Annotated in this window: 24 protein-coding genes, 1 tRNA gene and 1 pseudogene; 23 read left to right on the top strand and 3 right to left on the bottom strand. The window is 37.3% G+C overall.

The features are described 5' to 3' along the window. From M901_RS07855 to M901_RS07775, 18 genes and pseudogenes are all read left to right on the top strand, one after another. Positions 1 to 504: hypothetical protein (locus M901_RS07855; RefSeq protein WP_232422518.1), on the top strand; the 504-nt coding region annotated here is incomplete at its 5' end. Between the two features lie 89 nt (positions 505 to 593). Continuing rightward, on the top strand, positions 594 to 1,787 hold the full coding sequence (locus M901_RS07850) for a hypothetical protein (RefSeq protein ID WP_021277640.1): 1,194 nt from the start codon (positions 594 to 596) through the stop codon (positions 1,785 to 1,787). Positions 1,788 to 1,954: 167 nt separating this feature from the next. Beyond that, positions 1,955 to 3,928 (top strand): ABC transporter substrate-binding protein, encoded by a 1,974-nt coding sequence (locus M901_RS07845; protein WP_034721271.1) that lies wholly within the window; start codon positions 1,955 to 1,957, stop codon positions 3,926 to 3,928. Positions 3,929 to 4,225: 297 nt separating this feature from the next. Continuing rightward, a pseudogene (locus tag M901_RS18380) lies at positions 4,226 to 5,310 on the top strand (AMP nucleosidase). Between the two features lie 34 nt (positions 5,311 to 5,344). After that, entirely contained in the window at positions 5,345 to 6,382 is a 1,038-nt protein-coding gene (locus tag M901_RS07835) for a rod shape-determining protein (protein ID WP_021277634.1), read from the top strand. 26 nt (positions 6,383 to 6,408) lie between these two features. Next, positions 6,409 to 7,023 carry a hypothetical protein gene (locus M901_RS07830; RefSeq protein WP_021277637.1) on the top strand — a complete coding sequence of 205 codons (615 nt, stop codon included), beginning with the start codon at positions 6,409 to 6,411 and terminating at the stop codon, positions 7,021 to 7,023. Between the two features lie 32 nt (positions 7,024 to 7,055). Continuing rightward, positions 7,056 to 7,217, top strand: coding sequence for a hypothetical protein (locus M901_RS17490; protein ID WP_021277653.1), 162 nt, complete (start codon positions 7,056 to 7,058; stop codon positions 7,215 to 7,217). After that, positions 7,217 to 7,963: a hypothetical protein gene (locus M901_RS07825; protein ID WP_021277643.1), complete on the top strand. Its 747-nt coding sequence runs from the start codon at positions 7,217 to 7,219 to the stop codon at positions 7,961 to 7,963. The genes M901_RS17490 and M901_RS07825 overlap by 1 nt, the downstream gene beginning before the upstream one ends. Beyond that, a complete protein-coding gene (locus M901_RS07820; RefSeq protein ID WP_021277639.1) occupies positions 7,960 to 8,856 on the top strand; it encodes an ABC transporter permease in 897 nt (298 codons plus the stop codon). Before M901_RS07825 ends, M901_RS07820 begins: the two co-directional genes overlap by 4 nt. Further along, positions 8,856 to 9,674: an ABC transporter permease gene (locus M901_RS07815; protein ID WP_021277649.1), complete on the top strand. Its 819-nt coding sequence runs from the start codon at positions 8,856 to 8,858 to the stop codon at positions 9,672 to 9,674. Before M901_RS07820 ends, M901_RS07815 begins: the two co-directional genes overlap by 1 nt. Positions 9,675 to 9,708: 34 nt before the next feature. Then, positions 9,709 to 10,797 carry a beta-N-acetylhexosaminidase gene (gene nagZ / locus M901_RS07810; RefSeq protein ID WP_021277646.1) on the top strand — a complete coding sequence of 363 codons (1,089 nt, stop codon included), beginning with the start codon at positions 9,709 to 9,711 and terminating at the stop codon, positions 10,795 to 10,797. 57 nt (positions 10,798 to 10,854) lie between these two features. Next, a complete protein-coding gene (locus tag M901_RS16415; RefSeq protein WP_053335842.1) occupies positions 10,855 to 12,084 on the top strand; it encodes a type II secretion system F family protein in 1,230 nt (409 codons plus the stop codon). Next, entirely contained in the window at positions 12,084 to 12,422 is a 339-nt protein-coding gene (locus M901_RS07800; protein ID WP_053335841.1) for a DUF192 domain-containing protein, read from the top strand. Before M901_RS16415 ends, M901_RS07800 begins: the two co-directional genes overlap by 1 nt. Then, positions 12,410 to 13,981, top strand: a complete 1,572-nt coding sequence (locus tag M901_RS07795) for an FHA domain-containing protein (RefSeq protein WP_021277645.1) — start codon at positions 12,410 to 12,412, stop codon at positions 13,979 to 13,981. The genes M901_RS07800 and M901_RS07795 overlap by 13 nt, the downstream gene beginning before the upstream one ends. A 9-nt stretch (positions 13,982 to 13,990) precedes the next feature. Continuing rightward, the gene (locus M901_RS07790; protein WP_021277659.1) at positions 13,991 to 15,001 is read left to right on the top strand and encodes an FHA domain-containing protein; all 1,011 of its coding nucleotides are present in this window, start codon (positions 13,991 to 13,993) and stop codon (positions 14,999 to 15,001) included. Then, positions 14,982 to 17,228, top strand: coding sequence for an FHA domain-containing protein (locus M901_RS16410; RefSeq protein WP_021277657.1), 2,247 nt, complete (start codon positions 14,982 to 14,984; stop codon positions 17,226 to 17,228). The genes M901_RS07790 and M901_RS16410 overlap by 20 nt, the downstream gene beginning before the upstream one ends. Continuing rightward, entirely contained in the window at positions 17,225 to 17,965 is a 741-nt protein-coding gene (locus M901_RS07780) for a PP2C family serine/threonine-protein phosphatase (RefSeq protein ID WP_021277638.1), read from the top strand. Before M901_RS16410 ends, M901_RS07780 begins: the two co-directional genes overlap by 4 nt. A 76-nt stretch (positions 17,966 to 18,041) precedes the next feature. Then, the gene (locus M901_RS07775) at positions 18,042 to 19,253 is read left to right on the top strand and encodes a response regulator (RefSeq protein WP_021277644.1); all 1,212 of its coding nucleotides are present in this window, start codon (positions 18,042 to 18,044) and stop codon (positions 19,251 to 19,253) included. On the opposite strand, the gene M901_RS07770 is transcribed toward M901_RS07775, so the two are convergent. After that, positions 19,239 to 19,907 (bottom strand): biotin--[acetyl-CoA-carboxylase] ligase, encoded by a 669-nt coding sequence (locus M901_RS07770; protein WP_021277648.1) that lies wholly within the window; start codon positions 19,905 to 19,907, stop codon positions 19,239 to 19,241. The two genes, M901_RS07775 and M901_RS07770, sit on opposite strands and share 15 nt — an antisense overlap. A gap of 58 nt (positions 19,908 to 19,965) precedes the next feature. Between M901_RS07770 and rph the strand changes: the two genes are divergently transcribed. From rph to M901_RS07755, 3 genes are all read left to right on the top strand, one after another. Next, positions 19,966 to 20,670, top strand: a complete 705-nt coding sequence (gene rph / locus M901_RS07765; RefSeq protein WP_021277656.1) for a ribonuclease PH — start codon at positions 19,966 to 19,968, stop codon at positions 20,668 to 20,670. A 12-nt stretch (positions 20,671 to 20,682) separates the two neighbouring features. Continuing rightward, a complete protein-coding gene (gene rdgB, locus M901_RS07760) occupies positions 20,683 to 21,264 on the top strand; it encodes an RdgB/HAM1 family non-canonical purine NTP pyrophosphatase (protein ID WP_021277654.1) in 582 nt (193 codons plus the stop codon). 59 nt (positions 21,265 to 21,323) lie between these two features. Continuing rightward, positions 21,324 to 21,400: transfer RNA gene (locus M901_RS07755), tRNA-Pro, on the top strand. 36 nt (positions 21,401 to 21,436) lie between these two features. Here the strand turns inward: M901_RS07755 and M901_RS07750 are convergent. After that, positions 21,437 to 21,754: a hypothetical protein gene (locus M901_RS07750; protein WP_021277647.1), complete on the bottom strand. Its 318-nt coding sequence runs from the start codon at positions 21,752 to 21,754 to the stop codon at positions 21,437 to 21,439. 100 nt (positions 21,755 to 21,854) lie between these two features. Continuing rightward, the gene (locus tag M901_RS16405) at positions 21,855 to 22,997 is read right to left on the bottom strand and encodes an HD-GYP domain-containing protein (protein ID WP_021277633.1); all 1,143 of its coding nucleotides are present in this window, start codon (positions 22,995 to 22,997) and stop codon (positions 21,855 to 21,857) included. 120 nt (positions 22,998 to 23,117) lie between these two features. On the opposite strand from M901_RS16405, the gene M901_RS07740 reads away from it, so the two are divergent. Together M901_RS07740 and M901_RS07735 are read left to right on the top strand one after the other, a co-directional pair. Then, positions 23,118 to 23,534: a hypothetical protein gene (locus tag M901_RS07740; protein ID WP_021277651.1), complete on the top strand. Its 417-nt coding sequence runs from the start codon at positions 23,118 to 23,120 to the stop codon at positions 23,532 to 23,534. A 202-nt stretch (positions 23,535 to 23,736) separates the two neighbouring features. Beyond that, on the top strand, positions 23,737 to 26,253 hold a 2,517-nt coding region (locus M901_RS07735), incomplete at its 3' end, for an AAA family ATPase (RefSeq protein ID WP_021277636.1).

Here is a 26,253-nt window from a genome sequence, read left to right as displayed (position 1 = left end):
CCTAGTATTGCGAATAACTATATTGGATTTACGCCACGAGTTTTGAAGAGGTTCGAAAACTGTGGTCTTCAATTACCTGAAAAAAAACTGCCAGACTCAATAAGATATAAATACGAGTTGTATATTATAAAAAAGTGTCTAGCAAATATGATTAGAAAAAATATTAAAAATGCAGACTTTCAGAAGTATAGCATTTTTCAACGTTTGATGGGAGAAGACTTAGAGATTACTCTTCGATTCGTTTCTCTCGGGCCTAAGAAAAAAGTAAGACTAGCCTATGTTTCCTTTTGGAATAGATTGAATTGGGAAAATACGGATCAGCTATATAGACCAACTAATCTTTGCCGAACTGAACGTCACAAAAAAGAATGTAAGTTCTGGGAAGAGTATTTTCAAAAGAATGGATGGGATGCACCTTATAGAAAGACAAATTTCCCAGTTGTTCCGAACTCAGAAATTGAAAAACTAGTAAAAGATAAGATTGAGTATATTGATAAGAACTAAAAAGAGCTTTTGAAAGTTCCATTTATTTTTGAGTTCGTTTGTATGGGGAAGATATCTTATACAATCGTTGTTATTGAAGGTCATAAGAGATGAGATTAATACTAGTATTTTTAATATTTACTACTCAAGCTATCACAGCGAAAGAGTATAATCTTGATTTGGGATGGGGAATTTATCCTGATAAAAAGGGGCACTATTTGTACTCTAATTCGAGTCTAATTGTACGTGAATTAGGTAAATATGAAAGTCAAAGAGATGGTATAGGTTATAGTTTATTCGCAAAAAACCATGACCATAATAGTGATTATCCTTGGATTTCTCCTAGAAAATTTAAAACAGTGTTAAAGTCTAAATCAGGAAAGTCCTTTACCATCAATCAAGATGGATTTTTTCATAACGGTAAACTCTTGTGTGGTTATAATGATGAGTACAGAAGTAATGACCCCCTTTATGATAGTAGAATTTTTAATTGGAACTGTGCTCATAAATATGGCTTAGTTTCTTATAAGCAGCAGCTAAGTCCATTAATTGGATTGAAAGTTAGTGATGATAAAGAACCCCATTATTTGTTTGAGGGAGAAAAGTATTATCCGGTTAGTGAATTTGATGGATATATTGTTAAGATTATGGAGGATAGTTATACCGAGATTCGTAAAGAATATCTTCCTTTAATCGACGAATTTGAAAAGTGTTTTAAAAGAGATGATTGTCTCTTTTATAGTGAGAACATAAACAAGAAAAAACTTAGTAAATATATCTGGCCAACTCAGTTGTTTAGTCCAGAAAGTGCAAATAAGTATAAAGGTTTTTCTCCTCGAGTATTAAATTCTTTTGAAAAATGTCAGCTCACTCTTCCTCGTGAAAAACCTTCAGAGAGGTTAATGAGAAAGCTTGAGCTTTATGTTATAGATAACTGTTTAAAGGATTTAATCATTGAAACTTTAAAGTATGCTAAAGTTAGTCAGAGGGAGAATCGCTTTATTTTTCTTGGTCAAGACATAAAATTTGGTTTAGAAATAATCAAAATTAAAGGAACTAAAAAATTTAGATTGTTTCAGATTAATTTTACTGGAGACGTATTGTTTACTGATACAAGTTATTCGTACCGCCCATCTAAACTGTGTAGAACTGAAAGACACAAAGAAGAGTGCAAGTTCTGGGAAGGGTATTTTCAGAAAAATGGCTGGGAATCTTTCTATACAAAAACAAATTTCCCAGTTGTTCCAAACTCAGAAATTGAAAAGCTAGTAAAAGATAAATATGAGTATACTGGTAAGCAGTAAAGAGAGTTCAAAAACTCTCTTATAAATAAATAGTGGATTTCTTTTGTCGGATATGGGGGCTATCGCTCCCATTTTTCATCAATTATTCCGTGTTTCCATCTATTGAAATCTTCTTTAAAATGTTAAAATTAATTCACTTACGCCTATTTTAAAACTCAAGGAAGAATATGAAGAGAATAGTGCTATTCCTATTTCTATTAGGCCTCGTCGGATGCGGAGGGGTTTCACTTATAAGTAGAGGAACAGAAGACCTTTACACTAAAGAGTTCATTGCAAAGATTGAAAGGGCCAAAGGTGTTTTCTCGCAAGGAAATGCGGAGCAGGCCTTAGCTGATTTGAATTTGATTAAAGAAGATCTCTTACTGCCGTCTGAAAGGGCGATGAAGAGGAACCTCATGGGGGTGATTCATTTTGGTAAGGGTGAATTTGAACAAGCCATTTTTCAATTTAATACGGCCCTAACTTCATCGAGTTTGGACCAGAAGTTGACGGCGCAGATTTATTTAAATCTTGCGAGCAGCTATTTTAAATTGGGTGATGTTGATAATACGCTTTCAACACTAATGCTTTGTGATTTTAAGAACCTCAAAGGTAAGGAGTTTCAAAATTATCACAAATTAAGAATTAGTGTTTCAAAGGAGTTGGGGAAGAAGAGGATTGTGACGGAATCACTGATGTGGTTAATGTCTGAAAAGAAGGACCTTGTTTCTTTGAAATCGGCACCAGAGTTTAGTGAGCTTGTTGCTCAGTATTTTGCCATGAATCAGTCTGAAAGGCTGAGAATGGTGAAGGATTTTGGAGCTGATAATAAACTTGTCTCTGGATATCTTACTTACTTAGAAGTTGAGCAACTTCACACTCTTGCTAAAAGAGAAGATGCTGAGGATCTACTTGAGTGGATTGAAGATCAATATGATGACAATCAAGAACTGATGAATCTTGTTGTTAATTTTAAGTCGAGATTGAAGAATTATTCGGCACTAAATCAATTCTCAATTGGGGTGATTCTTCCACTTAGTGGAAAGAAGGCCGTTTTTGGAAGACGTGCTCTCGCTGGGATTGACCATGCTGTGAGACGCTATAATTCAGTAAATCAAAATGCAGAGGGCTTTGTTCCTATTCAACTTCACATCGCCGATAGTGAGGGGAGTGCCATTGTTGGTAAGAACCTTGTGACAGATTTGATTGAAAATAAAAATGTCGCTCTTATTGTTGGAGGACTCTTTTCAACTGAAGCCCTTGCAGAATATGAAGTTTCAAAAAGACTTGGGACATTCTTTATTTCTTTATCACAAATCTATGCTGACAAAGGAATTAAAGACCACCTTCTTGTTGAGATTCCAGGTTCTGTTGAATCACAAGTGTCGGTTCTGTTTTCAGAAGACTTCCTGAATACATTTGGTCGCAACGGGGCCATTATTTATCCTTCTTCTGATAGAGGGATTGCTTATATGGATGAGTTCTGGAGAAAGGCCAATGAGAAAGGTGTAGAAGTTCAAAATATTTACTCATATGACAGAAGTAGCACTGACCACAGAGATACTGTTAAGAGACTACTTGGTCTCAAGTTTACACGTGAGAGACAGGAGGAGCTTGAGATTCTTAAAGAACTTCATGAGCTCGAAGGTGCGACAAGTATTAGAAGAATTCAAACACTGAAACCAGAGATTGATTTTGATTGGACATTTATTCCTTCATTTCCATCTGAGGCACTTCAGCTGATTCCGTCATTTGGATACTTTGATGCATTTGATATCCCACTAATTGGAGATCCGAGTTGGAGATCACAGATTATCTCGAAAGAGAGCTTCAAGCTTGGAAGACTTTACTTTGTTGATAGTGATGTTCCTAAACATGAATCTGATTTCTCAAATAGTTATGAGGCGCGTTATGGGAATAAACCAAGACTTATCGAGATCCTTGGTTATGAGGCCTTTGAAGTGGCCAATAATATCCTGAGAAATGGTCAATATGAAAGTCGTGCGGCCCTTGAGGGGAGTCTGAGATCATTAGCTAATCTAAGAGGCTTAACTGGCTCTTGGAGGCTTGATGACAATGTTTGGATTAAATCTATGAATACGATGAGTCTTTATAGAGGTAAGACTAGTAAGATGAGGATGAAGGAAGTAAAAGCAGAGTAGTCTGCTTTTACTTCTTAGCGTTAATTCTGTTAAGAATTCTCTGCTTCTTCTTAAGTTGATTCTTTTTTCTTTTCATCTTAAGAATTGTCTTTTTTCTTCCCATACCCATGGTTGAATCCTTTTGCAAAGTGATAAAACAGTTCGCCTATACTAGAAAATTTAGGCCAAAATGGCAAGAGGGATGGTGTAATCAAAAAATGTTGTGTGAAAATATTAAAGGTTGTCAAAAAAAATACGTAAATGGTACATTTTACTAGATAATAAGCAAATTGGATGCTGTAAAAAGGGTGTAACGGAATGTGCGCTGCAAAAAAGACTAAGAAAGCTGTGAAGAAAACGGCTAAAAAAACTACTAAAAAAATTGCAAAAAAAACTGCAACTAAAGCTACTAAAAAAGTTGCAAAGAAAACAACAAAGAAAACTGCAAAGAAAACTTCTAAGAAAACTTCTAAGAAAATTTCCGCTTCTAAAGTCAATGGAATCGACTCTGCCTTCGTAGATGATCTTGCCATGGACCAAGCTGGTCTTGTTAAGAAAACAACGAAGAAGATGGCCGCAAACTTAGAGGCAAAACGCGCAGCTCTTAGAGCTCGTAGGATCCACTGGAACGAAGATAAGAAGCAGATCGCAATTGATATGCTTGAGCGTTACACTGGTCATGACTTTGAAGATTTTCAAGAACAAATTATTCTTACAAACTTTCACTATTATATTGAAAGGTTCAATCATCTTCTAGATGACCACCACTATACACAAGGTTCAGCTTTTAAGGCTTCTTCATCGAAGAAAGCAAAAGTAACAATCATTGAGTTTGGTGTAGGTGCAGCTATGGCCGCACTTATTGGTGAGCTACTTTCTGTTGTTCAGCCGAAGGCCGTTCTCTTTTTAGGGATGGCAGGAGCTGTTCACCCATCGCTAAAAGTTGGAGATTTTGTCTTCCAATTGCATCGATTAGAGCAGAAGGTGTGACTGAGCACTTCCTTCCTAAGCAAGTACCAGCTCTTCCAACATTTAAGGTTCAGAAATTTGTTTCTCAAATCTTAGTTGAGCATGGTTACGATTATAGAACTGGAACAATCCACTCTACGGATTATAGGTTCTGGGAATTTGATGAGAGATTTAAAGAAAAGCTTATCGAAGAAAGAGTTATTGCTGTTGAAATGGAAACAGCAGCACTATTTGTTTCTTGCTTCGTAAGTAAAGTTAATATTGGTGCCTTACTTCTTATTTCTGATTGTCCTATGACTAAGGATGGAATCAAAACTAAGAAATCAGCGAAAGGTGTTTTCAAGAACTTCACTGATAGACATATCGAATTAGGGATTGAAGCGATGGCCGACATTGCTGATAGAGGTGAAAACGTAAGACATTACCACTGGTAATTAATAATTATTTTTATATAAAGAGGAACCTGAAATGTTTAAAAAATTCTTTGACTGGTTTTCAAATGATTTAGCAATCGACTTAGGGACAGCAAACTGTCTTGTGTATGCAAAAGATAGAGGGATTATCGTTAACGAGCCATCTGTAGTTGCAGTACACCAAGGTTACAAAGGAACAAGTAAGGTTCTAGCTGTAGGTAAAGAAGCAAAGCAAATGCTTGGTAGAACTCCAGGTTCGATTAAAGCAATTCGTCCAATGAAAGATGGTGTTATTGCTGACTTCGAAGTTACAGGAGCTATGCTTAAGTACTTCATTGGAAAGTCATTAGCAGGTTCAAAACTTGTTAAGCCGAGAATTATCATTTGTATTCCATTTGGAATTACTCAAGTAGAGAAGAGAGCGGTAAAAGAATCAGCTGAGCAAGCTGGTGCTAGAGAAGTTTATCTTATCGAAGAGCCAATGGCCGCGGCAATTGGTGCTGGACTTCCTATTACTGAGCCATCAGGAAATATGATCGTAGATATCGGTGGGGGAACAACTGAAGTTGCTGTTATCTCTCTCGGTGGAATCGTTTACTCTCAATCTGTAAGAGTGGCGGGTGATAAATTTGATGAAGCAATCTCTTCATACATTAAAAAGAAATACTCTCTTCTTATTGGTGAGAGAACTGCTGAAGCAATTAAGATGTCAATTGGTAACGCTTATCCATTTGATGATGAAGTTAAAACATACGAAGTTAAAGGGAGAGACCTAATCGCTGGTGCTCCAAAAATTATCGAAGTAACTTCTGATGAAATCAGAGATGCACTTTCTGATCCTATTTCAGAAGTTGTTGAAGCAATTAAAACTTCACTTGAAAAAACTCCACCAGAACTTGCTGCAGATATCGTTGATAATGGAATTATCCTAGCGGGTGGTGGTTCATTACTTGCTAATCTAGATGTTCTTATCAAAGAGAAAACAGGACTTCCTGTTGCTCTTGCAGAAGATCCATTAACTTCAGTTGTAAGAGGTTGTGGAAAGGCTTTAGAATCAATTGATCTTCTAAAGCAAGTTGCGACACTTTCGTAACAAAGTAAAAAACTAGAGGAGGGTCTTTGACCGTTCATAAGAATTTATTCTTAAAACTTGAGCTCCCTGATATTGAAACAAAACTGAGGGAGCTCCTCTTTTCAAAAAACTCTTTAAAGATTTGGCAGGACGCTGAAAACTTCACCTCTCAAAAACTACATGATGTAGATGAATATTCAGTAAAAATTGACCGTCCAGAATTTGCCAATGATGAAGATGTTTATTTCGCCTCATTTTCTTTGAGGGGGATGTGCTATTACTTCAAAGGTAAGTTTGATTTTGAAGAGGGTTGTTTCTTTAGGCCTGAAGGAGATATCTTCAGAGCTGAAAGAAGACAAGAGATCAGATATATGATGTATCCGAGATTTGAGGCCTATCTCTACTTTAGTTTAAATGAAGAGAGTGAAGTCGAAGAAGCGGAGAATGTCATTTCAATAAATAGATTTCAAAGTGCAGAGAAAGCTCTTTTTAAAAGCTTTGAAAAAGAAATGAAGAAAGTGCCAGAGCTTGGAGGGGAGAAAGTCTTAGACCTCTCATCTGGAGGGCTTTCTTTTATTTGTAACGCAGCAGAGCTTAATCTTATAAAACATCTAAGCCTCAATCAGCACTTTTTATCCTTGATGGTAAAAGTCATAACCTAGAAGGGATTGAGATTGTTTATGATGTTGATTATTTGAATGCTCGAATAGAAGCGGCACCACTTAAAAAAGTTGGTCTGAGCTTCAATTCAAATGAAAGCATTGAAAATGTTCTTAATGATTTTGATGACAATTCAATTGTCTTAACATCTTTAGATGAAGAATTTCAGAAGTTTATAGATTCGATGAAGGAATAATGAAAGGGATACTAGCTTTATTACTACTTACAAGCTGTTCTTTTTTAGGAGTTAAAAAAGACTCCTTGAAAGCAGATAAGGCCTTCTATGTTCAGGTAGAAGAAAATGGTAACTTCTTTTCTACAAGAGAAAGTGGTTTCTCACCTAATGCAAAGTTTATTGTAAAAAAGAGTGTGAGAGTTGATCCCGCTTCAGAACTATACCTTGAAAAAGTTATTACGATATCAAGTAAGAAGAATCTCAATCCAAAAGTTACGATCCTAAATCCAGAACAATCAGAAGCTATTTATTATCTTAACGGTAAGAAATATACATCTCGCATGAATCTAATAACAAAGAAGAATCAGCTAATTGTTCGTATGGAGAGTCCTGAAAAGCAATGGAATGGTGAAAAGACCTATGATATTCCTAAGGGGAATGGAAATATCTGTTACTATTCGAGCATTGTTGAGTGCGCAGTTGTAACAGGTTTTCTAGATCAGGCCATAAAAAAAGGTGGAGGTAAAATGAACTTCACTTTAGTTTGGGAAGCATTCCCATATTTTCAAGAACAGTTCTTAAATATTCCTAGTGAACCAATTGCTATTGCTAGTTTGATTTACGATGGAAGAAATAGATTGGGGCAGCATCGTTTAACTTTAGATGCTGGAGGACAGAATCAATTCTACTTTGTAGATAAAGAGTATCGTCTTGTTAAGCATGTTTGGGCTTCACAAGGATTTACGAGAGAGAGGAAAGATAAATGAAGTTCTTAATGAAATCACTCATAACACTTGTCTTTGCCATTTCAACAATCTTTTTTGCACTTAGATTAACACCAGGTGATCCAGTTGAAAGACTTCTCGGTCCAGAAGCCAAGGTCGAAGAAGTTATGAAGTATCGAACACAGCTTGGCCTAGATCAAAGTTTAATAAAGCAATATTATACTTTTATAAAAGGTGTTGTAGTTTTTGATCTTGGAAAATCATTTTTTAAGAAAAAAGATGTCGTAGAACTTCTATCAGTTCGAATGAGGCCTACAATTCTCCTGGCCTTACTTTCAATTCTCATTTCAACACCTATTGGTGTTGCCATTGGAGTTCTCTCTGCGGTTAAGAAATCAACGGCAGCGGATGGGGCCATTCGTATTGGAACTTTAACCTTATTATCATTTCCAATTTTCTCATTAGCTCCACTACTAGTCCTAGTTTTTGCCGTTAAGTTGGGAATGTTCCCAGTTTCGGAATGGAATTCTTGGAAGCATATGGTTCTACCGGTTGTTACGTTGGTTCTACCACTTAGCTCAGTCGTCACAAGGGTAATGAGAAATAAATTTCTTGAAGAAAATAACCAGCTATGGGTACTTGTACTTCACGCTAAGGGAATGCATGTTAAGGATATCCTTCTTAGAACTGTAAAGATTTGTATGCCAACAATTCTTAACGTCGTTGCGATTCAACTCTCTGTGGTTCTTGCTGGAACGATGATTACAGAGACGATTTTTGACATTCCTGGAGTAGGTTCTCTTCTCTTTGAAGCTATTGGAAATAGAGATTATCCAATTGTTCAAGGTGTTATCGCATACTCAACAGTTATTTATATGTTGATATATTTCTTTGTTGATTATCTGAACTCTAAACTTGATCCGAGGATTGCGTAATGACTAAGGTTAAGCTTAATAAGGAAATAATCTTTGGTGGATTTATTTTGGCCCTTTACTTAGTTTGGGCATTGCTTTGGACTTTTGGAAACGGTATTGGATTTAATCCTGGTTCAGTCATTGAGCATGAACTTCTTGCACCATTTACTCAAGGCTACTTATTTGGAACTGATGTACATGGTAGAAGCCTCTTTGAAGTTTTAAGTGTTGGATTGATTTATACGATGACACTATCGTTAACAGTGAGTTTCTTTTCTTGTGCTTTTGGAATCTTCATTGGTTATCTATCGGCACTGAATATAAAGTTTGTATCTGAGTTTATGGACTTAGCAACCAATCTGATTTTTATTTTTCCAAGTATTCTGTTAGCGATTCTTGTTATGGCATTTTCTGGTGCATCGACAACAGGACTTATTCTTTGTCTTATTTTTACTTCATGGCCTGGGTATGCTCGTATCGCTCGCGGTGAAACAATGCGTGTTATGAATCTTGGTTTTGTAGAGAGCGCGAGAGCAATTGGAGTGAGCCAATCAAGGCTTTTCTTTAAGTCAATTCTCCCTTCAATTCTTCCGGTTATTTCAGTTCACTTTGTTCTAGGACTAAGTGGAGTTATCATTTCAGAGGCAAGTTTAGGTTTTCTAGGATTAGGAGCAAGTGATTATTCTTGGGGTGCAATTCTTTCAATGGCAAAGGTTGTTCTATTGGAAGCACCACACGTTGTTATTGTCACAAGTATATTAATGACGGGATTAATTATATCACTAAATTTGTTTAGTGATGGGTTAAGAGATGTTCTTGACCCTAAATTAAAAAGGTAATCTGTCGAAAAGCCTATTGATAAAGGGATTAGATATGAAAGAATTAGGACAATTATTTATTACTGGAATCTCAGGAACAGTTTTAACTGAAGATGAGAAGAAGTTTATTCGTGATGAAAATATTGGAGGAGTGATCCTTTTTAAAAATAATTACGAAAGTCCTGCGCAATTAGCTGAGCTTGTAAATTCAATTCAAGAGCTTAGAGATCATTACCCATTATTTATTGCTGTTGATCATGAGGGAGGAAGAGTCATTCGTTTTAGAGAGCACTTCACTCAGTTTCCAGCTATGTTAGACCTTGCTAAAACGGACTCACCAAAGCAATCGTTTGCAGCTCACTCAGTTATGGGTAAAGAGCTTAGAGCTTGTGGGATCAATATAAATCTTTCTCCTGTTTGTGATGTTTTTACTAATCCAAATAATAAAGTTATTGGTGATAGATCATTTGGGCATGATAAAGAAACAGTCTCTCTCTTTGTTTCTTCTGCTATTAGAGGACTTCAAACAGAGGATATAATGGCCTGTGCGAAACACTTTCCTGGTCATGGTTGTACAACTAAGGATTCACACTATGATCTTCCAATCGTCAAAAAATCTTTGGAAGAACTGAGAGAAGAAGAATTCGAACCTTTTGTTAAGGCAGTTAAGTCGAGAGTTGAATTCGTTATGATGGCGCATATGCAAGTTGATTCAATCGATGAAGAACTTCCATGTACATTATCGAAGAATGCTTATGATCTTCTAAGATCGGAGACAAAATTTAAAAAAGTTATTATTACAGATGATATGGATATGAAGGCCATCACAGATAATTATTCTTATGGTGAGGCAGCGGTCATGGCCTTAAATGCTGGAGCTGATGTACTTGAGTATAGAAGTATGGATAGTTGTAAAGAGGCCTACTTTGCTGCTCAAGAGTCTTATAAGAAGAAAGAAATTGAAAAAGCAGATATAGATAAAAAGCTTGAGAGAATCTATGATCTCAAGAAGAAGTATTTAAAAGACTATAAGCCACTCTATATTCCTGATATCGAAAAATCTGTTGGTACACAGGAAAACCTAAATGTGGCCGAGGAAATTAATAAGATAATTGCTTCGAAGTCAGAAAATTCCAATACTTAAACTAGGATATTCTTTCCCTCGTCACGTAACATTGGAATAATTTGTTATTCTAATGTTATGACGAGAAGTATCATAACTATCATATTTCTATTTTTGATATGCTTTCTTTCGCCGACAGCGGCGTGGGGTCAAAGTAAGAATGCTTACGATGATTTTGGAAAGAGAGAGCTTGCAAAGTTATTAGAGGAATCTTGTAACAAAGGGATGACTTCAAGTTGTTTTGAGTTAGGACTTCTCTATCAAGATTTTAAAGAATCGAAATTTAAATACGACAAAATAGATTACGCCAAAAAAGGGAAGGAGCTTGTTAAGAAAGCCTGTGAGGATGGAGAGATCCATGCTTGTGAACACCTTAAAGGAGAGAATCGTTTTGAAGGCTCTCAATTTCTTCTCTACTCTGCAATTGCACTAATCGGGATTGCCGTTCTCATTGTAACGAGAATGATGTTCCAAGATAATGAGCAATTCCAAGCTTCACAAAAGCTTGATGAGGATGAAGATAAGAAGACAAAAGAATCTAAAAGTCATGGTGTTGTTCTTCAATACTCAAGACCATTCTTTAAGCGGTATGTTTCACCTATCGTTGCTCAGATGAAGAATAAGAAGAAGATCAAGGAGAAGTACAGAAGGAAGCTCGCAAGTTCTGGTCTAACCGATGTACTTACAACAGAAGACTTTTTTGCCTTTAAGTTATTCCTAATCATTGGATTCCCTGTGGTCTTCATTGCGGTGAGATCATTTATGGAAGCGGACTGGCCTCTAAAGGCGGTACCCGTAATTGCTGCTATTGGTTTCATATATCCTGATATTTGGGTAAAGGGAAAGATTGAGCAAAGACAAAAGGGAATTATTTCTGGAATGCCTTTTGCCGTAGATATGCTCGCTCTGTCTGTTGAAGCAGGACTGGACTTCGTTGCAGCGATGACAAAAGTTGTGGAGAAGGCTAGACCTGGACCACTTACTGAAGAATTTGAAATCATGATTAAAGAAATTAAAGTTGGTGCTTCAAGAGCAGAGGCCCTTAGAAATATGGCCTGGAGAATTGATCTTATTCCAATTTCATCTTTCTGTGCCACTCTTATTGCAGCTGACTCTGTTGGTGCCTCGATTGGGCCAATTTTAAAAGCTCTTTCGGAAGAAATTAGGCAAAAGAAATCAGCAGAGGTTGAAAAAGAAGGTGCTACGGCAGCTACAAAAATTCTCTTTCCTATGATGGCCTTTATTATTCCTGCGGTATTTTTGATGGTTGCTGCGCCAATTATCGTTGAATTTGTAGCGGGGAACTAGTGAAAGTTAAATTGGGAGAACAATTCATAAGTCAGCAAACACGTTTGGCGAATAACCCAATCAGTAGAATGATTGGCCTAATGTTTAAGAAAGAAATGAAGAATTATGATGGACTCCTTATAAGACCATGTAATTCGATACATACATTTTTTATGAGATTCAGCATAGACGCAGTCTTTCTGAATAAAGACTTCAAGGTAATTAGAATTTATAGGGACCTTAAACCTTGGAGAATGACGACGATTATCTGGAAAGCTAATCAAGTTCTAGAATTAAGAGCTGGAACATTACCAGATAACGTCAAAGAAGGGGATAGTTTAACAGTATGTACAAATTAGTCGTAGTCGGTGGAAAACTAAGAGGAAAGGAATTTATTCTCGAAGAGGGAGAGAATACTCTTGGTCGCTCTGATGAATGTGATATTCATTATCCTGTAGAAGGTGTTTCTAAGAAACATCTCTCGATCAATGTAACTGGAAAAGTTGCCTATGTTAAAGATTTAGGATCTGCCAATGGTACTTTTGTTAATGGAAAAATTATCAAAAGGGCGACGGTAAAGAATAAAGATAAAATCGCTCTTCCTGATTCAATTATTCAGGTTGTCTATGTAAAAGAGAAGAAAAAGGTCATCAAGAAAAAAGTAAAACGAGATGACGAAGATGAGTCTCCAACTTACTTAACTGGTGGAGATGCGCCAGATAATATCGCGGCAAAAATCATTTGGATGTTCCGTTACCGTTTGATGCCATTATTTCACGGTATTAATGAAGAGTATGAATGGAAGGTACTCTTAGGAATCTTTCTAAGTATATTTGTTGTTGTGACCGTGACATTAACTATTTTCCCTGTTCTTCAAACGAGTAAGGCCTTATTACTTGCAGAGGTTGCGAAGAGAGGGGCTCACTATGCAGAAGAAATTACAAGAGTAAATAAGAAGGCGCTTGCCGTTAAAGACTTAGACAGAGTTGATACAACATTCTTAGACAAGAATAACAGTGGTGTTGTTTCATATGATCTTTTTGACATTAACGGAAGGATTGTAAGACCTCTAACGAGATTAAATCAATATATTAAAGATCCATTCTCGGCCAGTGTTAGAGAATGGGCAGAAAGAACACGGGATAAGTCTTCAACTCGCCCTAAAGTTATTCGTCTTGAAGGTGGTGAGATTGGAATTGGTCAAAAGATTAAGGCCACAAATGTTCAAACTGGTGAATCTGAAGTTGTTGGGGTTATCGCTATTCGATTTATGCCAGCTTCTCTTGCAGAAGAAGCATCAAAGAGTCAGGTGGTATACCTTGAGTCCTTGGTAACATCATTTCTCGCCTCAGTAGTTTTCTTTGCAATACTCTATTATCTAACGATGAGACATGTTGATGAAATGAGATTTCAAATTGAAGAGTCACTTAGAGGAAAGAGAAGAGGTCTTGAGAGCAAGTATCTCTGGGAAGAACTTAATCCTTTAAGAAACTCAATTAATACGATCTTACAACGTCTACGAGAGCTTCAAAAAGATGGCGCCGATGATGAATTTGCAGAACTTGAAAGTGATGAGACCTATGTCGCAAATCTCTATGAGTTTATGCAAGGGGCCCAAGGGCCAGTTATGGTACTTTCTTCTGAGAAAAATCTTGCACATATCAATGGTGAGGCAGAAGACCTAACGAGTATAAGAGAATCATCATCTCAAGGAATGAACCTTCTAGATGTTGCTAGAGAGAAAGGATTTGCCGCAACAGTAATTGAGCTTTGTGATAGTTCGGCCGACAATGGGGGAACATCACAACAGGGTGAATATGAGCTGGGTGGAAATCAATATAGTATTTACGTTACGAGTTTAATTGGAAAGGATAACTTTGCAAAAGCATTCTACATAACTTTTGTTAAGGATAGTTAATAAGTCATTATGGTCAAAGCGGCAGTAAAAATTACGAGAGATTTAGCGCACCCAGAAGCTGCTGGGAAGTACCAGAGAATTATCTGCATGACAGGTAAGAATAAGGGGCTTTGTTATTATCTAAATGACAAGAGAGTGATCATGGGCCGCTCTAATCAGGCGGACATACAAATTATTGATACCCAGGCTTCTCGTGAGCATCTAGAGCTTGTAAAGGTTGGAAAAGACTATGTTTTGACAGACTTAGGTTCTCAAAATGGAGTTATGGTTAACGATCTTAAGGTTAAGCAACATAAACTCAAGAATGGTGATAAAATAATAGTTGGGAGTACTGTTTTTAAGTTTAGTTTTATCGACGTTCTACCACCCGCTGTAATCGATGAAGATGATGAAGACGAAGACGATGATGACGAGCTGGAAGACGAGTATGAAGAGGTAGAAGAGAAGAAGCCAAAGAAGAAAAAGAAGAAAAAGGCTCCTTCGTCTCCTGAAGAAAAAAGAAAGAAGTTGATCTATGGACTAGTGGCCATCGCGGGAATTGCAATGTTCTTGCCATCTGATGATGAAGCGCCAAAACCAAAAGCGGCGAAAAAGGATGCCGCGGTTGTGGTTCAAGATACAACCCGAAAAAGAAGTAATACCACGGCATTGGAAAAAGAGATTCAAGATAAGATTGAAGCTTATATCCATCGTGGAAGACGAGAAGCGAGAGAGCAGAATTATTTTAGGGCAATGGAAGAGTTTCAGTTAGCACTCTTACTTGATCCAACAAATGGTGATGCTGCCTTCAATATGAATAAGGCGAAACAAAGATTAGATGAGAAGATTGAGTCAATGTTTTTACAAGCGACAAAATATAAAGATGCATTAAAGTATCACCAGGCGCTTGGAACATATTGTTCAATTTATAAATTATTAAAAGAGTATCCTGAAGATGAGAGATTCATTGAAGCTGATAAGAGCGTTAAGGATATGGCCGACAAGATAGGAAAAGACGAAAGTGAAAATCACTGTTTCTAAGAACAACAATATTCTAAATGTTGTGGACCTAGGGGAATTAGTTTACCTAGGGGAGCAGAGTAGTTTCTTCATTGGTCGCTCAAAGGATTGTCACGTCTTTCTTGATGATAAGAAGATTTCAAGAGAACAAGCCAAAATTGAGTTCAAAGGAAAGAGCTGGGAAATCAGTAATCTTTCTCCCTATCTAAATATCACTGTAAACCATGCTCCAGTCATGGGAGCTGTGACACTAAATGAAAATGACACTATTCAAATAGATAGTTTTAGTCTTGCTGTTTCTGAACTTGTTATAACAGAGCCAGCAGAACCGGAAGTCGAAGATGTGACAGAAGTCTCGACTGAGGTTGAAGCAACTGAAACTATGTTTGATACACCTGAGCTTATTCCTGAAGAGGAAGAAATGACTCAGACAGAAGTCTCAACAGAAGAGGATGAGATTGATGCTGAACTTCTAAATCGAGATGATGAAGAAGCACCGACAGAGGGAAATACTCAATTCGTTTCGTTAGATGAGCTCTCTTCTGAGGAAGACGAGTTTTCTGATCAGGCCGAAGGTGAAGGCGAAGATTTTGGAGGAGAATACTCTGAAGAAGGCTATGAAGACTACGGTGAAGATTATGGCGATGGTGAATATGATGTCGCAGAATATGATGAGGGTGGTGGAGATGCCGGAGAGAGTACTCAACTCTTTTCAGGTTTTGCAAAATTCTCTCTTGAGCTATTTGGGGAACACGTACCCTACGATACTTATAATATCACTTTAGGTGAAACCTTTATTGGGCGTGATCCAGAAAAGTGTCAGATTGTTCTTCAAGACCCAGAAGTTTCAAGTGTTCATGCTGTTATTAAAAAGAATAATATCACTTGTACACTGGAAGACTTACAGTCTGCCAATGGAACATTATTAAATGGTAAAAGAATCAATACAAAGGAAGTTACTAACGGTGATGAATTTGTTATTGGTGGATCTACTTTCACTGTCCGTGTAGGAAGTGAGTTTATCGATAGTCAAAAAGATAGCTTGATGCCGGTTGAAGAGAATCAAGTTGTTGAAGTTGAAGAAGTTCTAGAGGTCGATGAAGACGACGAAGATTTTGATGATATTTTAGAAGAAGGTGAAGAAGCGCCAGCAGCCGCTTCAAAGGCCGGTGGTCTAAAGGCCATGTGGAATGATCCAGCAGGAAGAAAGAAGCTCATGATTTATGGAGCGGTTCTTGCGGGAATTCTTATGTTCATCCCTACTGAAGAAGAAGGGAAGAAGACGGCTCCTAAGAAAGGGGCTAAGCAGGAAAAGGTTGCTAAGCCGACAAATCCTAACGAAAAGAAGCTGACAAAGGAACAAGCTGAAGAAGCTGAATCTCTTTATCAACTGGCACAGTCATATCTAAGTGAGAAGAAGTATCCTGAGGCGATGGCTCAACTGGATAAACTCTTTTTGATTAAAAAAGATTATAAGCAAGGACAACAAATCTATCAGATTGTAAAAGATGAGCTTGCTAAGCTTGAAAAAGCTGAAGAAGAAAGACGTCTCGCTCTTGAAAAGGCCAAGAGAAAGAAACAAGTTGCTGATCTTTTAGAAAAAGCTAAAGTTGCTGTTGATGAAAGAAGTGTCTCCCAAGCTAAAGATCTCTTTTCTAAAATTAGATCTATTGATCCTGAGAACTATGATGTTACTTCTCTAGAGCTAGAGTTGAATGATTGGGTCAAAGAAAAGCAAAGAAAAGAGCTCGAAGAGGCCCAGAAAAAAGCTGAAAGAAATAGAATGGTTAATGCCCTAAAGCCTGCTAAGAATCTCTATCTAAGAGAAGAGTGGTTTAATGCTATTGGTGCACTTGAAAAATTTCTTCGCGAAAAAGATATGGACCAAGACCTTGTGACCGAAGCAACAGAAATGCTGAAAGACGCAAAGGTGAAGTTGTCAGAAGTTGTGAATCCACTTCTCGGTAAAGCAAGATCTCTTCGAGAGGGAGAGGATTTGAAAGGTGCTTATGGGGCCTACAATGACGTTCTAAAGTATGATCCAACATTATCTGAAGCATTGAATGAACTAGATGATATTCGAATGACTCTTACTAAGAGATCGAGATCAACATATAGAGAGGCCCTTGTTGCTGAGTCCCTTGGACTTTTTGAAGAGGCCAAGGAAAAGTACCAAGAGGTACAGCAGATTGCTCCTTCTGATAACGAATATTATAAGAAGGCCACGGACAGGTTAAGAGATTTATGATTGATATTCAAAGCTACTTTGCAAAAACTCATCAGGGACCATATCTTAATTTGAATGAGGACGATATCCTCGTTGATCTTAACAATAGACTCTTTGCTCTATTTGATGGCTTTGGTGGTAGTTCAATCGGTGATCAAGCGGTAGATTTATGTAAGAAGAAGGTAGAAGGATTCTTCTCAAAAGTTTCGGCCGATCCAGATGCGACGATGCCATATTTCTATAGTCCAAAATATTTACTAGAAACCAATGCTCTTATCAATTCAACATTTCTGGCACATGAGGCCTTGTTGAAAGAGAACTCTTCTCGTGAGATGAATGAGCGAGGTGGTGTTTCACAAATTCTTGCAATGATCTCTGAGAATATACTTTCTCTTGTTTCTGTGGGAAATTGTGCGGCGTTTCTCTATCGTAATGGTAGGGTATCTCTCATTAGCTCACCAGATTGTATTTCGCCAATAGGCTCAATTGAGCAGAATATTACTTATCGAACATTTCCACTTTCGGCCCTTGGGCTCTATGAAGATCTTGATCCTAAGGTTTGGGAAGTGAATCTTCAGCAAGGAGATAAGGTTGTTCTTCTTTCGGATGGTATCTTTTCTCGTCTTGGAGTTGATGATTTACGTGTGATTCTTGATAAGCACGGTACTGACGAGCATGAGTCAGTGAAATCGTTAATTAACTTATCCAATGACAGAGGAAATTTGGACAACCAATCAGCAATAATTCTCTCTGTCTAAGTTACTGATAAAATTTAATTCTTAGTTGATTACACAGCTATTTTGCGTAACAATATAAGCTGGAGATAAAAAGCTTATGACAACGAAAATCATTGTTGCTGATGATAGCCAGACAATTCAAAAAGTTATCAAAATTACATTTGGGAATAGAAAGTATGATCTAGTTCCATGTCTAACAGAAGCTGAGTTATTAGATAATCTTTCAGATGATATCTCACTGGTTCTTTTAGATTTTAGCTTGTCTGAGACAAAGTCAGGATATGAGCTTGGAAAATTAGTAAAATCAAAGAACGCTGGTGTTCCTATCATGGCCCTATTGGGGACTTTTGATACGGTTGATGAAGATAGCTTCAGAGCATCAGGTTATTCAGATAAAGTCGTTAAACCATTTGAAACTGAAAAGTTTATCAATAAGTGTGAAGACCTTATTGAAAACGGTGGACTAGAGTATAGTACACAAGAAGAAGATGAAGATGAGTACGGTGATTGGGATATTAATTCTCCTGATGTCGAAGAATACACAGATGAAAATGAATCTGATGAGTCAGATTATGATAATGCGCAAGAGGAATCTTCAAATGAGCTTTCTCAAGAGCTTGGAGGATGGGGATTTAATGGCGCAGACCTTCAAGGAAGTGATGTCACAAATACTTATGAAGAGTTTCCTCCAGTCATTGAAGAAGAGCCGGCACAAGCTGATGGCGGAGACTTCGCTTCAAAATTCCTTTCTGCTGAAAACCTAATTAGTGAAGCGGAGCTTGATCACGATCTTGATCAGGCCTTTGAAAATACTTTTGATGGTGATGAGCCACAAGAAGATTCAGCACCTGTAGAAATGAATATTCAGGCCGCTGGACCACTCACTTCAATGTCAATTGAGGAGTTAGAATCACAATCTGATGCTGACGCATTTTGGTCAGTAGATGAGGACGCTATTTCTGATGAAGATGAAGTTGGTGAGATTACGCAGGAATACTCTGGACCATTTGATGGTGATATTGTTGAGGAAGAGGAAGAAGATGAACCTTCACTTGTTGAAGCTGTTGAGCAGACTCTACAACATGTTGAGCAATCATCAACTGCAACGAAAATGGAAGATCTTCCAGCTGATTTAGAAGCAAAAATTAGAGGGGACTTAGAGCCAATCGTTGAAAAATATGTTCAAGAATATTGTAAAGAGCGCGTTGAAAAGGTTGTTTGGGAAATCATACCTGATCTTGCCGAAAACCTAATTAAGAGAGAGCTCAAAGAGATTAGTAAGAAAGTTCTCAAATCAATGGATAACTAAAGATCCCGCATAAAACTTTTTTAAATGACCATTTATATCTAAGTAGGCCTCTCCAAAGGGGCCTATTTTTTTGAAGATACCACGCTCTTCAATTGTGTCAATAATAGAGACATCTTGATCTTTATGGGCACAGAGTTCATTCCATTTTGTGATGATTTCTTGATCACTTAAACGATGAGCTAGGATGAATTGATAGATCTTTGCTGGAAGATTTTTATAATCATCATCACTTAGTTGATCTTGAGTAAGGCTTCCTTTTCCCGTTTTGTAAGAGTTATTATCCGCTGAGCTTCCCCAGTTTAATCCAACACCAATGAGTGGCTTTTCTTCAATGATTTGAATAAGAATCCCACCACACTTTTGAGAATGAGAAGTTAGAATATCGTTTGGCCACTTAAGTTTGAGCTGGGATTCTTTGGCAAAGAGACAAATTAAAACACCAATTTCAAGTGATGTTAGAGTTGGTGTATTTGCTGGTTCTAACTGAAATGAGAAGGCCAGAGAATTATCATAGCTATCCCATGTATTAGAACTTCTTCCTCGTCCCTTTGTTTGTCTCTTTGCCGAAACAAGCTCAATAGATTCTCCTCTCTTCAATTGATCGATGAAAAAATCTTGAGTCGAATCAATTTGGTCAAAGTGGAGATGTTTCATGAGCTTCCTTTTTGTGTTATGATTTTTTAAATCTATCAACCCTAAACAGGACCTGTCCATGTCTTTGATTCAAAGAGATACTCCAAGAGAAATTAAATTTACAACAAATATCAACCCTTATTCGGCCGGAAGCGTTATTGCAGAATTTGGTAATACGAAAGTTCATATTACTGCGACAGTCGAAGAAAATATTCCAAGCTGGCTAAAAGGTCAGGGAAGAGGTTGGGTAACAGCTGAGTATTCGATGCTTCCAGGATCAACTCACTCAAGAAATAGAAGAGAAAGAAGTAAGGTGGGTGGTCGTACTCAAGAGATTCAAAGACTCATCGCCAGAAGCTTAAGAGCTGTAGTTGACTTGGAAAAACTTGGAGAAAGAATGATCACAGTTGATTGTGATGTACTTGTTGCAGATGGTGGAACAAGAACTACTTCAATCTCTGGAGCTTATGTGGCCCTTGAAATGGCCATTAAGAAAATGATCTCTGAAGGTGTCCTTGAATCAAATCCAATTAATGAGCCACTAGCGGCACTTAGTGTTGGAATCAACGGTGAGGGAAAGGTGATTGCCGATCTTAATTATGAAGAAGATTCAAGTTGTGAAACAGATATGAATATTGTTATGACAAAATCTGGAAAGTTCATTGAAGTACAAGGAACAGCTGAGGGAATGCCATTTAGTCGAGAGCAACTAGATGCTCTTATTGATTGCGCTAATACTTCTTTGAAGCATGTTTTTGAAGCTCAAGCTAAAGTTCTAAACTAAATAGGAAAGAGAATGCACCAGTTCTTACTTGCCACAGGTAATGCCCACAAAGCAGAAGAGTTTGCTAAAATTTTTAATCCAGAAGTTTTAAAAATTGAAGCAGCTCCAGAAAAACTCGACGTCATTGAAGATGGCCTGACTTTTAATGAGAATGCTCTCTTAAAGGCCAAGGCTTACTATGAGAAATTTGGTAAACCAGTGATGGCCGATGACTCAGGTCTTTGTGTTGAGGCGCTACCTGAAGAGCTTGGAATTTATTCAGCTCGTTTTGGAGGTGAGGGACTCGATAATCGACAAAGAGCAGAGCTTCTTCTAGAGAAAATGAAGGGAGAAGAAAATCGTAAGGCTTACTTCGTTTGTGTTCTTTGTTTTTACCTTGGAGAAAATGAAATTTATTTCTTTGAGGGAAGAGTAGATGGTACTGTTTCTCAGGAGTATAAGGGGGAGCATGGTTTTGGTTATGACCCTGTTTTCGAACCCTTAGGTGATCATGGAGGCAAGTCTCTTGCAGAACTTCCTGAGTGGAAGGATGAGAATTCTCACCGAGCAAAAGCTTGCTTCCATGCTGAAAAGTTTTTTAAGGAACGATGCTAGAAATTATTTGCCAAAATAGGAAAGATACAATATAAACGTATTCACCCAATCACAAATGTCGGAGTATAGCGCAGTTTGGTAGCGCACTTGCTTTGGGAGCAAGGGGTCGCAGGTTCAAATCCTGCTACTCCGACCATTTATCTTTCTAACAAATCCTAAAATTTTATTTAACTTAAGAATCAGAAGATTCTAGTTTTTTTAGTTTTTCTCTGAGTTTTTGAATTCTCTTTTCCTTATTTGCAGACCTTTCTTTCTTGTTTTGTTCTCTAAGGGCCTTCATTTTTTCCTTTGTCGACTTACGACAAGCTTTCATTTCTTCCTTTGAACCAGCAGCGCTGATACATGATTTAGCCTCTTGAAGAATAGAAATTTTTTGGTCGAGACGAGCTGTTGCCTTCTCTTTGAATTTTCCCATATCTCTTTGACCACCACGTCCACCTTGAGCAAAAGTTAGTGCAGATACAATTGATAGAATTAGAATCTTTTTCATTTTGAGCCTCCATTTAAGCTTGTATATGGGTATACGTAGAATACTTTAAAAGTTTCTCACTTTTTCTTTAAAATCTTATTTTCTTTTTAATTTCAGCTAATTAGGCGGCTTTTTTCTTCTTAGGTTCTTCGGCCTTAGTGAAGTCACTGCTAATTTTCTTTGGTTGTACCTTTTGAAGAGGAAGGACCTTGTGAGGTCTCTCGGTGTCAAAATCCTCTGGAAGTTCGATGGCCGACTTCCCATTGAGAACAGCTTTTGAAACTTTCTCTGTAAAGAATTTAAAAATTTCTGGATCCAATTTCTTTCCAACAGTTCTTTCCATGACGGCAAGAGCATCTTCAACTGACATCACATCAGAATATGATCTCTTCGTTGTGACTGCATCAAAGAAATCTGCGACAGCACAAACTCTTGAGAAAAGGTGATGTTCCTTTTCCTTTAATCCATTTGGATACCCACTTCCATCCCAGTTTTCATGATGCTCTAAAATAACTCTTTTAATCGAGTCTGCATTGATACCTGGAAGTTCTGGAGCACTTTCATCGAAGAGCTTTGCTCCTAATTCTGGGTGAGTTTTAATAACTGCGAATTCTTCATCAGTTAATTTGTCTGTATTGTTTAGAATATCTGTTGGAATTTTTATTTTTCCTAAATCGTGGAGAAGCCCACCTAGACCTGCTGTGACGAGGTCTTCATTTTTTGCATTAGGCTTCATCGATTTAAAAATTAAAACTGTATACATACTTACGTTGATTGAATGATCGTAAGTATAGAAATCATGGAATGATAAATCACCGATAAGTTTTTTGAGATTGTTAATATCGTAATCTCTAATAACTCCAACCATTGATTGCATAGAATCATGACAACCTTGAATTGCTTCTCCAAGAATTTCCGTATTAAATTCTTTAGAGGGATCAAAGATTGTGTCCAGGTGTTTTATCGCCGAATCTTTGATAACCGCAACTCTCTCAATATCAGGAGCATGGGTGGCATCAACTAAGCTCATCAGATAGAGAGATCTCTCTGTTTCTAAAATATAAACACGATGATATTTTTTGAAACCTTCAACAAGCTCTGAAGTAAGAACTTCTCCGGCTCCTACAATTTTAACAAAGCGATCACGTGATTCGTGACTCGATGAGTTTACGTAGATTGAGTAGGGTAATGGTTTATCAATTAAGATAAGGCCAAAATCTACTGTAAAATAACTGCTCTGTTCGTGTTTTGAGTGTGATTCCATACCTCAGACTTATCGGTATCTGGCCCAATTTCGTTAAAAATTCTTTATAATTATGAGGAAAATTTGCTGAGGTGTATAATTAAACTTGGAATTACCTGAGTATTTTTGTATGAAGGCTCTATGAAAACATTGATCTTCACATTACTGCTAACTCCGGCCCTCTCTTGGTCTAATTGTGACCTGGCAAAAATCTACAAGAGTGATGAGATTCTGTTTCAAACAGAGTGTAACTCATCGAAATTAAAGGCTTGTATGATTAAGGCTTTTACTGAAAAAGGTCGTGAGTACATCGGCGTGAAGGTGATGAAAGGAAGTACGAAAGTCGTACAGGTATACAATTGGTTAGATGTTCCAAATAGTGAGAATGCTACTTTTTGGGAGGCCTCTCGCCTGATTCGTATGACAAATCTCTCTTCTCAGTTTCCTGGTCGAGTCACTAAAGCAGAGTATTGGAAGGTAGATAATATCCTCCAGGTTTCAGTGTCTAACTTTGTGGAAAATAAGCTTTTACTCTCTACTCAGTTGAAGTGTAAATAAATCCTATTCCATGCAATATATTGTAAGAAAAGGCTTTTCTAAGTCTTTGTAATTACATGTGTCCAAATAGCTCAAAAATCATTTTTAAATGTACGAACCCCTTCTGTTAATGGTAGATTGGAGGCCTAACACACAACACACAGAAAAACTGAAATTTACAGAATTTTTGAGAAGAATTCGAAAGAGACGACGGAGTTAATAAGTGCAACTCAAAAGACTTATCATTCAAGGTTTTAAATCATTTAAAGACAGAACCATCATCAACTTTGATGACGGTATTACAGGTATTGTTGGTCCAAACGGATGTGGGAAATCAAATATTGTTGATGCCCTTTTCTGGATTATGGGTGAGCAATCGGCGAAGCACCTTAGAGGAAACTCAATGAAGGAGCTAATTTTTGCTGGTTCATCTAAGTACAATCCTGCTTCATTTGCAGAGGCCACTCTGGTTATGGAGAATACTGGTGGGAAGCATATCCATATTGGAAATAGAGTTGCTTCACCTTCAGAAATCCAATTAACACGTAAGCTATACAGAAATGGTGATACAGAATATCGAATCAATGGTGAGCCTGCTCGTCTTAAAGATATTCAAGAAGTCTTCATGGATACTGGTGCTGGTGCAAAGTCTTACTCGATTATCGCTCAGGGTGAGATCAATAGACTTGTTCAGGCCAAGCCAGTTGAAAGAAGAGCTATGATTGAAGATGTTGCTGGAATTTCTAAGTTTAAACTTAGAAAGAAAGAATCAATGAGAAAGATTGAAGCAACAGAGCAAAACTTAAATCGTCTTAACGATCTAACTGTAGAGATTGAGAAGAACTTGAAGTCTCTTCAATCGCAAGCTGAAAAAGCTGAGAAAGCGAGAACTCTCAAAGATAAAATTCAAAGAACTGAAGTTTCAGTTAATGCTCACAAAGTTTTTGATGCACTTAAAGAACTACGTGATGGAAATATTGAATTCAATGAAAAAAGAATTCTTCTTGAGACTTGGAACACACAGAAAGAAAATCTAGAAGTATCTCTTGAAGAAGAGAGATACCAAAGAGAAGAAAAAACTGAGTGTATTGAGAATCTTCAAAAAGATAGAAATGAAATTTCAAATAAATTAGCTGCGGCAGAAGAGAGACTAAACTCTCTATGCAATGCTCTTTCAGACAAAGAAAAGCAAGCAGATCTAAGAGCACAAGAGATTGAAGATCTTAAAGCAGAAATGCTTGAGAGAACTGAAAAGAAAGAAGCTCTTGCAACTCAGATGAATGAAGTTATTGAAAGCGCGAAAGAAGATTATGATTACGCGGCTGAAGAGGAAAGACTTGAAGAAGTTAAGTCTGAGCTTGAACTAAAGAAAGAGGCCCTTACTACAGTTGTTGAAGAAATGACCGAGAAGAAAGAGGCCATGACAAAGATGGAACAACAAGCGTTCCAAAATAATTCGAAACTAGAAGAATACGCTACATCTCTTCAGGATCTTGCTACTGAAATTGAAGCCCTAGAAAAACAATACTCTGGAGTTTCAACTGAAATTGCGAAAGAAAGAGATGAAGTTATTGCTGCAGAAAATGCTGTTGCTGAGTTAACTGAAAAGGAAGCGAACTTAAAGCTTCAACTTGAAGAAGCTCAAGCTAAGGATAAAGAACTTTCTGCACAGTTTAGAGATAAATCAAAAGAACAAATCACTGTTGAATCACGTTTGAATTCATTAAAAGAAGTTGCTGCTTCACTTGAGGGGGCAAAAGAAGGGATTTCTGAATTTTTAAATGAAACAGGTTCTGAGGACTATAGTGTTCTTGGTAGCCTTGTAAAATGTGACGAAAAGTATACTGATGCTGTTGGAGCATTACTTGGAGAGTTCTTCGAAACTCTTGTAAGTAAAGAAGATGATCTTTCACTACTTAAAGAATGGATCAATAAAGATTCGGCCAAAGCATTGGAAATTCTTCTTGGTGATAAAGAAGCTGATCTTGTCACTGAAGAAACTAAAGAAAGACTCACTGTTAAACTAGGTCAAGAGTTAGTAAGCCTTTCTGATGTCGTTCAATTACCAGAGGAATATAAGTCACGTCTTATGCCATATCTTAACGGTCTGTTCATCGTTGAAGACCTAGATGTTGAAAAGGCGAGAACAATTGGTAGTTCAGTAAACTTCATCGGTATTTCTGACCTTGCTGGAAAGAAGGTTCTAAGAAATAGAAATAAAGCAACTGTACTTGTTGTTAAAGGTGATGAAGATGCAACTCAATCTGCAGTTGCTAGAAATAATAAAATTGAAGAATTAACAGCGAGCCTTGAGGCCCTTAATATTGAAGTTGCAGAGCTTGAAACTCAAGTTGAAGAAAGTAATGAAGCACTTATTCAAGCTGTAGACTTACATGATCAGGCCAGAGAAGAACTTGCTGATGCAAAGGCTGACTTCGCATCTAAGAAATCAGCACTAGATTCTAAACTCGCAGGAATGGAGTCAGGGAATACAAGACTTGATATCCTAAAAAATAGAAGAGATGAAACTTCTAAGCTTCGTTTTGAGATTCTAGAAAAAGAAGAGTCTTTCATGAAAGGGAAGTCTCAACTTGAAGAAGAGCTAGAAGATCTGACAACTCGTATGGAAGATATGAATACTGAATATGAAGATATGAAATCTACATATGATCAGGATCGTGAACTTCTTATGGAAAAGCAAGTTGAAGCAAAAACTTACCAACAGAGAGTTCAATCATTT

The organism is Bacteriovorax sp. DB6_IX (assembly GCF_000447775.1).
Taxonomy (GTDB): Bacteria; Bdellovibrionota; Bacteriovoracia; order Bacteriovoracales; family Bacteriovoracaceae; genus Halobacteriovorax_A.
The sequence above is the reverse complement of the archived record's forward strand: the minus strand, read 5'-3'. Positions and strand labels throughout refer to the sequence as shown.

Coding starts and splice junctions, on each gene's coding strand:
- M901_RS07850 (WP_021277640.1), top strand. CDS start 594: ATGAGATTAATACTAGTATTTTTAATATTTACTACTCAAGCTATCACA.
- M901_RS07845 (WP_034721271.1), top strand. CDS start 1,955: ATGAAGAGAATAGTGCTATTCCTATTTCTATTAGGCCTCGTCGGATGC.
- M901_RS07835 (WP_021277634.1), top strand. CDS start 5,345: ATGTTTAAAAAATTCTTTGACTGGTTTTCAAATGATTTAGCAATCGAC.
- M901_RS07825 (WP_021277643.1), top strand. CDS start 7,217: ATGAAAGGGATACTAGCTTTATTACTACTTACAAGCTGTTCTTTTTTA.
- M901_RS07820 (WP_021277639.1), top strand. CDS start 7,960: ATGAAGTTCTTAATGAAATCACTCATAACACTTGTCTTTGCCATTTCA.
- M901_RS07815 (WP_021277649.1), top strand. CDS start 8,856: ATGACTAAGGTTAAGCTTAATAAGGAAATAATCTTTGGTGGATTTATT.
- nagZ (WP_021277646.1), top strand. CDS start 9,709: ATGAAAGAATTAGGACAATTATTTATTACTGGAATCTCAGGAACAGTT.
- M901_RS16415 (WP_053335842.1), top strand. CDS start 10,855: ATGACGAGAAGTATCATAACTATCATATTTCTATTTTTGATATGCTTT.
- M901_RS07795 (WP_021277645.1), top strand. CDS start 12,410: ATGTACAAATTAGTCGTAGTCGGTGGAAAACTAAGAGGAAAGGAATTT.
- M901_RS07790 (WP_021277659.1), top strand. CDS start 13,991: ATGGTCAAAGCGGCAGTAAAAATTACGAGAGATTTAGCGCACCCAGAA.
- M901_RS07780 (WP_021277638.1), top strand. CDS start 17,225: ATGATTGATATTCAAAGCTACTTTGCAAAAACTCATCAGGGACCATAT.
- M901_RS07775 (WP_021277644.1), top strand. CDS start 18,042: ATGACAACGAAAATCATTGTTGCTGATGATAGCCAGACAATTCAAAAA.
- M901_RS07770 (WP_021277648.1), bottom strand. CDS start 19,907: ATGAAACATCTCCACTTTGACCAAATTGATTCGACTCAAGATTTTTTC.
- rph (WP_021277656.1), top strand. CDS start 19,966: ATGTCTTTGATTCAAAGAGATACTCCAAGAGAAATTAAATTTACAACA.
- rdgB (WP_021277654.1), top strand. CDS start 20,683: ATGCACCAGTTCTTACTTGCCACAGGTAATGCCCACAAAGCAGAAGAG.
- M901_RS07750 (WP_021277647.1), bottom strand. CDS start 21,754: ATGAAAAAGATTCTAATTCTATCAATTGTATCTGCACTAACTTTTGCT.
- M901_RS16405 (WP_021277633.1), bottom strand. CDS start 22,997: ATGGAATCACACTCAAAACACGAACAGAGCAGTTATTTTACAGTAGAT.
- M901_RS07740 (WP_021277651.1), top strand. CDS start 23,118: ATGAAAACATTGATCTTCACATTACTGCTAACTCCGGCCCTCTCTTGG.